Origin of the sequence: Streptomyces swartbergensis (assembly GCF_002148965.1) — a bacterium.
GTDB classification, from domain to species: Bacteria; Actinomycetota; Actinomycetes; order Streptomycetales; family Streptomycetaceae; genus Streptomyces; species Streptomyces swartbergensis.
In genome coordinates, this window is the sequence record NZ_NGFN01000429.1 from 1 (window position 1) to 6,660 (window position 6,660).

The window sequence follows — 6,660 nt, forward strand, 5'->3', positions numbered from 1 at the left end:
GCGGGCTTGTGGCTGGTGCTGGGGTGGGGGCTGACCGCCGTACGACGGTGACGGCGGTCAGGCCTTGCGTGCCCGGGAGTCAGGCCACACGTGTCATGTGCGTCAGCGGGTCAGCGGGTCAGCGGGTCAGCGGGTCAGAGCCGGGTGATGTCCAGCTCCCCCTCCGCGTACCGCCTGCGCAGCACCTTCTTGTCGAACTTGCCCACGCTCGTCTTCGGCACCGCCTCGATGACCGTCCAGCGCTCCGGGAGCTGCCACTTGGCGATGTTGCCCTCGTCGGCGAGGAAGGCGCGCAGGGTCTCGAAGGTTGCGGTGGAACCCTCCTTGAGGACGACCGTGGCCAGGGGGCGCTCGCCCCACTTCTCGTCGGGGACGGCGACGACGGCCGCCTCGGCGACCTCGGGGTGGGACATGAGGGCGTTCTCCAGCTCCACCGACGAGATCCACTCGCCGCCGGACTTGATGACGTCCTTGGCCCGGTCGGTGAGGGTGAGGTAGCCGTCGGGGGAGATCGTCCCCACGTCGCCCGTCTTCAGCCAGCCGTCCTCGCTGAACTTGTCGGCGGGGCGGAGCGGGTCGGCGCCCGGGCCGTTGTAGTAGGCGCCGGCGATCCACGGGCCGCGCACCTCCAGCTCACCGGCCGACTCGCCGTCCCAGGGGAGGCGTTCGCCGCCCGGGCCGGTCAGCCGGGCCTCGACGCCGGCCGGGAAGCGGCCCTGGGTGAGGCGGTAGGCGAACTCCTCCTCCGTGCCGGCCACACCGGCCGGGGGACGGGCGATCGTACCGAGCGGGGACGTCTCCGTCATGCCCCAGGCGTGGCAGACCCGCATGCCCAGCTTGTCGAAGGCCTCCATCAGGGACGGCGGACAGGCCGAGCCGCCGATGGTGACCTGGGTGAGGGAGGAGACGTCACGGGGGTGCGCGGTCAGCTCGGCGAGCAGGCCCTGCCAGATGGTCGGGACGGCGGCGGCATGGGTCGGCCTCTCGCTCTCGATCATCGCGGCGAGCGGGGCCGGCTGGAGGAAGCGGTCCGGCATCAGCAGGTTCACGCCGGTCATGAAGGTCGCGTGCGGCAGGCCCCAGGCGTTCACATGGAACTGCGGCACCACGACCAGTGAGGTGTCCTCGTCGGTCAGGCCCATCGACTGGGCCATGTTGACCTGCATGGAGTGCAGGTAGATGGAGCGGTGGCTGTAGACCACGCCCTTGGGGTCGCCGGTGGTGCCGGAGGTGTAGCACATGGCGGCGGCCTGGCGTTCGTCCAGCTGCGGCCAGTCGTACGAGGACGGCTTCCCGGTGATCAGGTCGTCGTACTCGTGGACCCGCGCGGTCGCGTCCGCGAGCAGGGAGCGGTCCCCGGGGCCGGAGACGACCACGTGCTCGACCGTCTTCAGGTGCGGGAGCAGCGGGGCGAGCAGGGGCAGCAGCGAACCGTTGGCGATGATCACGCGGTCGGCGGCGTGGTTGACGATCCAGGCCAGCTGCTCGGGCGGGAGCCGGAGGTTCAGGGTGTGGAGGACCGCGCCCATGGAGGGGATCGCGAAGTAGGCCTCCACATGCTCCGCGTTGTTCCACATCAGGGTGGCGACCCGGTCGTCGCCGGAGACGCCGAGGTCCTCGCGCAGGGCGTGTGCGAGCTGGGCCGCGCGGGCGCCGATCTCGGCGAAGGAGCGGCGGTGCGGCTCGTCCTCACCGGTCCAGGTGGTCACCTGTGATGTCCCGTGGATCGTCGACCCGTGGGTCAGGATCCTCGAGATCAGCAGCGGTACGTCCTGCATGGTGCTCAGCACGGCGTCCTCCCGTGGCGACATTGCCTACGCGGTGGTAAAGGTTGCGCTGATTCTGCGCACATACCGCATGGTATGTCACTAGGACCGGGCGATCGATCAGGTCACGGCTGCCGACGAAACCGCTCACCCGCGACCGACACATCCGCTCAACTACGGACAAGCCCCAGTTCAGCGTCCTCGCGGAGCTTGCCGAGCGCGCGGGAGACGGCCGACTTCACCGTGCCCACCGAGACACCGAGCACCTCGGCCGTCTGGACCTCGCTGAGGTCCTCGTAGTACCTGAGGACTACCATCGCCCGCTGCCGGGCCGGCAGCCGCATGATCGCCCGCCACATCGCGTCGCGCAGCGCCTGCTGCTCGGCCGGGTCGTCACCGCCGGACACCGGCTCCGGCTCGGGCAGCTCGTCGCAGGCGAACTCGTCGACCTTGCGCTTGCGCCACTGCGAGGTCCGCGTGTTCAGCAGCGCCCGGCGCACATAACCGTCGAGGGCGCGGTGGTCCTCGATACGCTCCCAGGCGACGTACGTCTTGGTGAGCGCGGTCTGCAACAGGTCCTCCGCGTCGCTCGGGTTGCCGGTGAGCGAGCGGGCGGTACGCAGCAGCACCGGCTGGCGGGCCCTGACGTACGACGAGAACGACGGGTACGGAAGAGTCCGCGCCGCTGGTGCAGCGGCCTTCGACGCGCTGGTGCAGACGAGTGTGGTCATGGCTCAACGCTATGAGCGGAGCCACCTCGGGCGGATCGGCCGCAGGTCCCGAAGCGGGGTCCCCCTCAGGTTGTAGGGGTGGGGTCCGCCGCACCTCCTATAGGTGGAGCGGAGGGCCCGTAGTACTGCGGGTTCGCCCCTGAGGGTCGGCGGTCAGTACGAGCCCCGACGTAGGCACGCCCGTCCCCGCCGTCACAAGGACCCGCTCCGCACCCGGCACCGGGTTCACCGCCGTCCCCCTGATCTGCCGGACGGCCTCCGCCACCCCGTTCATGCCGTGCAGGTACGCCTCCCCCAGCTGCCCGCCGTGCGTGTTGAGCGGCAGGCGTTCCTTGGCCACGAAGTCCGGTGCCTCGCCGGGGGCGCAGAAGCCGAACTCCTCCAGCTGCATCAGCACGAACGGCGTGAAGTGGTCGTAGAGGATCCCCACGTCGATGTCGGCGGGCGCGAGCCCCGAGGTCCGCCACAGCTGCCGGGCCACGACCGCCGTCTCCGGTAGGCCGGTGAGGTCGTCACGGTAGAAGCTGGTCATCTGCTCCTGCGCGCGTCCCGCGCCCTGGGCGGCCGCCGCGATGACGGCCGGCGGGTGGGGCAGGTCGCGGGCCCGTTCCACGGAGGTGACGACGAGCGCCTGTCCGCCGTCCGTCTCCTGGCAGCAGTCCAGCAGCCGCAGCGGCTCGGCGATCCAGCGGGACGCGGCGTGGTCGGCCAGGGTGATGGGCCGGCCGTGGAAGTACGCCGCCGGGTTGGTCGCCGCGTACTTGCGGTCGACGACGGCCACGTGCCCGAAGGCCTCCGGGGTCAGCCCGTACGTGTGGAGGTAGCGCTGGGCCGCCATCGCCACCCACGAGGCCGGGGTGAGCAGGCCGAACGGCAGCGCCCAGCCGAGTGCCGCGCCCTCCGCCGACGGCTCCCGGTGCCGCACACCGGAGCCGAAGCGGCGGCCCGAGCGCTCGTTGAACGCCCGGTAGCAGACGACGACGTCCGCCACGCCCGTGGCGATCGCCAGGGCCGCCTGCTGGACGGTGGCGCAGGCCGCGCCGCCGCCGTAGTGGATCCGGGAGAAGAAGGAGAGCTCGCCGATGCCCGCCGCCTGGGCGACGGTGATCTCGGGGCTGGTGTCCATGGTGAACGTGACCATCCCGTCGACGTCGGCGGGTGTCAGCCCCGCGTCCGCGAGGGCGGCGTGCACCGCCTCGACCGCAAGGCGCAGTTCGCTGCGGCCCGAGTCCTTGGAGAACTCGGTCGCCCCGATGCCGGTGATGGCGGCGCGCCCGCCGAGTCCGTCCCGCCCTCTGAGGCTCATCCCGGAACCCTCACCGTCACCGTGCCCGTCACGTGCTTGCCGATGCCGTTCGCCCCGACGACCCGGACCGTCACCAGGTCCCCGTCGACCTCCTCGACCGTGCCCGTGAGCACCATCGTGTCGCCGGGGTGGTTGGGGGCGCCCAGCCGGATCGCCACCCGGCGCAGCTCCGCCCGGGGCCCGAAGTGGTCGGTGATGTACCGCCCGACCAGGCCGTTGGTCGTCAGGATGTTCATGAAGATGTCGGGGGAGCCCTTCTGCCGGGCCGGCTCGGGGTCGTGGTGCACGTCCTGGTAGTCCCGGGAGGCGATCGCCCCGGCGACGATCAGGGTGCGGGTGATCGGGATCTCCAGGGGCGGGAGGCGGTCGCCGGCGTTCACCGCGTCACCCCTTGGAACACCGGCAGCACCAGCTCCTCGTCGTAGCGGCGGAACTCCAGCCGCACCGGCATGCCGATCCGCACCTTGTCGTACGGCACCCCCACCACGTTGCTGATGATCCGCACGCCCTCCGCGAGCTCGATCAGTCCGACCGCGTAAGGGGGCGCGAAGGTCGGGAAGGGCGGGTGGTGCATGACGACGTACGAGTAGACCGTGCCCTCGCCGCTCGCCTCGACGGTGTCCCACTCCAGGGAGCCGCAGCTGTTGCAGCCCGGCAGCCAGGGGAAACGCAGGGTGCCGCAGCCGGTGCAGCGCTGGATCAGCAGCTCGTGGCGCGCGACGCCCTCCCAGAAGCCGGCGTTGTCGCGGTTGACGACGGGGCGCGGGCGGCGTTCCTCCGGGGCCTTCCGGTCCTTTGGGTCCTTCCGGTTCTTCGGGTCCTTCGGGTCCTTCCGGTCCTTCGGGTCCTTCGGCCGGCGTGCGGGGGCGTATTTGAGGATGCGGAAGCGGTGGGTGCCGGCGAGTTCGCCGCCCGCCCTGATGTCCGTGCGGGTGGTGACGAAGTACCCCGGCCCCAGTTTCGTGGTCTTCCGCTCCGACACCGACTCGATCACCGAGTCGAAGGTGATCTCGTCCCCGGGGCGCAGGGGGCGGAGGTACTCCTGCTCGCAGTCGGTGGCGACGACGGCGTGGTGGCCCGACTCGTCGAGCAGGCCGAGGAGTTCGTCGTAGGCCGCCGTGCGTTCCGGGCGGCGGGAGAGACCGGCCATGGTCCACGCCTGGAGCATGGTGGGGGGAGCGATGGCGTTTGGGCCCGTGTACGCGGGGTTGGTGTCGCCCATGGCCTCGCACCAGTGCCTGATCATCGGCTCGTTGACGGGGTCCCGGCCGACCCCGGTGGCGGCGGCCGGGCGGCCCTCGTAGGCCTTCAGGCGCGCCTCGAACTCCTCGTGGACCTCCGGCTCACCGTTCACGGTTTCTGACTGTCCGTCAGATGCGTGGTTCCGTCAAGGCCCCGCAGCCGCCGAAAACGCCTGCGCGGCGGTACCGAAGTACCACCGCGCAGGCGCTTGTCACCCCACGAAGCACACCCACACAGGATGGGGGTCCCCCCTGCTCGAGCGAAGCCGAGAGCTTGGGGGAGGGCCGATGCCGGTGGACCGGCCCGCTCAGCTCATCACCACAGCGGGGCGAAGCTGACGGCGGTGTTGTCGTTGCCCTGGTTGACGGCCGTGAACTCCGAGCCGTTGACCTGGGCGGTGTTGCTCTGGTTGGAGGTACCCTCGCCGACGGCCTGCTGCTGGTTGGTGGCGGAGTTGCCGAAGTTGTCGCCGCCGACGCCGCTGCCGAGGATGCCCTGCTCCGCCTCCGTGGCGGACGCGATCGATCCGTTGTCCGCGAAGGCGCCGTTGTCCGCCGTCGCGACACCGGTGAAGAGGACGGCCGCGAGCGGAAGGGCGGAGACCGCGGCGATGACGCGGGCGGTACGGATACGTGCCATGTTGTTGTCCCTCCAGGACTTCGGAACCAAGGGCGCACCGCCGGCTCATGGCCGGCTGCGCGTGAAGCACTGCTGCCACCAGGGAAGTTGGCCGACCGCCCCGGTGCGGTACGCGACGTCGCGAGTCCAGAGTTGCCCACCGAATCCCCGACGAACCACACCGGAAGCCACTATTCGCACTCAAGCGTGATGACATGTCGATAAACCCCTTTGCGTCACTTCCGTCCCGAACGGGAGCGGAAAGGGGCGTTCGAACCCAGGTGCCGCAAGGGACGGAGCGTTCCAGCACTTTCCCCGTCCGACCCCCAGCCCCGGCGCGTCGCACCCGCTCCCTCTTTCCTTTTTCGAACGTACGTACGAAACTAGGAGCATGGCCACCACCGACCGGCAGGCCACGACGCTGGCCCTCGCACACGCCCTGTCAGCCGCCGAACGCGGACTGGCCGTCATCCCCCTGTCCCGCACCAAGCTCCCGGCGCTGCGTTCCCCGCACCGCGACGACCCCGCCCCTTCCACCTGCCACGGCGAGTGCGGCCGGCTCGGCCACGGGGTCTACGACGCCTCCAGCGACCCGGCCCGGATCCGCGAACTGTTCGCCGCGGCGCCCTGGGCGACCGGATACGGCATCGCCTGCGGCCTGCCCCCGCACCATCTGATCGGCATCGACCTGGACGTGAAGACCGGCACGGACTCCTCGGCCGCCCTGCGCGAGCTGGCGCTGCGGCACCTGTTCACCATCCCGCCGACGGTGGTCGTCGTGACCCCGTCCGGCGGTCGCCACCTCTGGCTGAGCGGCCCGCCGGACGTGGTCGTCCCCAACTCGGCGGGCCGCCTCGCGCCCGGCATCGACATCCGGGGCGCCGGCGGCTACCTCGTCGGCCCCGGCTCCCGCACCGGCCAGGGCGTGTACGCCGCGGCCCCGGGAACCGCGCACCTGGCCCCCGCCCCCTGCCCGCGCTCCCTCCTGCGCCTGCTC

Annotated in this window: 7 protein-coding genes; 1 reads left to right on the forward strand and 6 read right to left on the reverse strand. The window is 71.2% G+C overall.

Features of this window, described 5'->3' with window-relative positions:
- Positions 1-134: 134 nt before the first annotated feature.
- The 6 genes from CA983_RS38875 to CA983_RS38905 form a co-directional block, all read right to left on the reverse strand.
- Positions 135-1,811, reverse strand: a complete 1,677-nt coding sequence (locus tag CA983_RS38875) for a long-chain fatty acid--CoA ligase (RefSeq protein WP_086605416.1) — start codon at positions 1,809-1,811, stop codon at positions 135-137.
- 125 nt (positions 1,812-1,936) lie between these two features.
- Entirely contained in the window at positions 1,937-2,497 is a 561-nt protein-coding gene (locus CA983_RS38880) for a SigE family RNA polymerase sigma factor (protein ID WP_059420504.1), read from the reverse strand.
- Positions 2,498-2,594: 97 nt separating this feature from the next.
- Positions 2,595-3,803, reverse strand: coding sequence for a lipid-transfer protein (locus CA983_RS38890; RefSeq protein WP_086605417.1), 1,209 nt, complete (start codon positions 3,801-3,803; stop codon positions 2,595-2,597).
- Positions 3,800-4,183 (reverse strand): MaoC family dehydratase, encoded by a 384-nt coding sequence (locus CA983_RS38895; protein ID WP_086605418.1) that lies wholly within the window; start codon positions 4,181-4,183, stop codon positions 3,800-3,802. The genes CA983_RS38890 and CA983_RS38895 overlap by 4 nt, the downstream gene beginning before the upstream one ends.
- A complete protein-coding gene (locus CA983_RS38900) occupies positions 4,180-5,157 on the reverse strand; it encodes a bifunctional MaoC family dehydratase N-terminal/OB-fold nucleic acid binding domain-containing protein (RefSeq protein WP_086605419.1) in 978 nt (325 codons plus the stop codon). Before CA983_RS38900 ends, CA983_RS38895 begins: the two co-directional genes overlap by 4 nt.
- A gap of 203 nt (positions 5,158-5,360) precedes the next feature.
- Positions 5,361-5,684, reverse strand: a complete 324-nt coding sequence (locus CA983_RS38905; RefSeq protein ID WP_086605420.1) for a hypothetical protein — start codon at positions 5,682-5,684, stop codon at positions 5,361-5,363.
- A 370-nt stretch (positions 5,685-6,054) separates the two neighbouring features.
- Here CA983_RS38905 and CA983_RS38910 point away from each other — a divergent pair.
- On the forward strand, positions 6,055-6,660 hold a 606-nt coding region (locus CA983_RS38910; RefSeq protein WP_086605421.1), incomplete at its 3' end, for a bifunctional DNA primase/polymerase.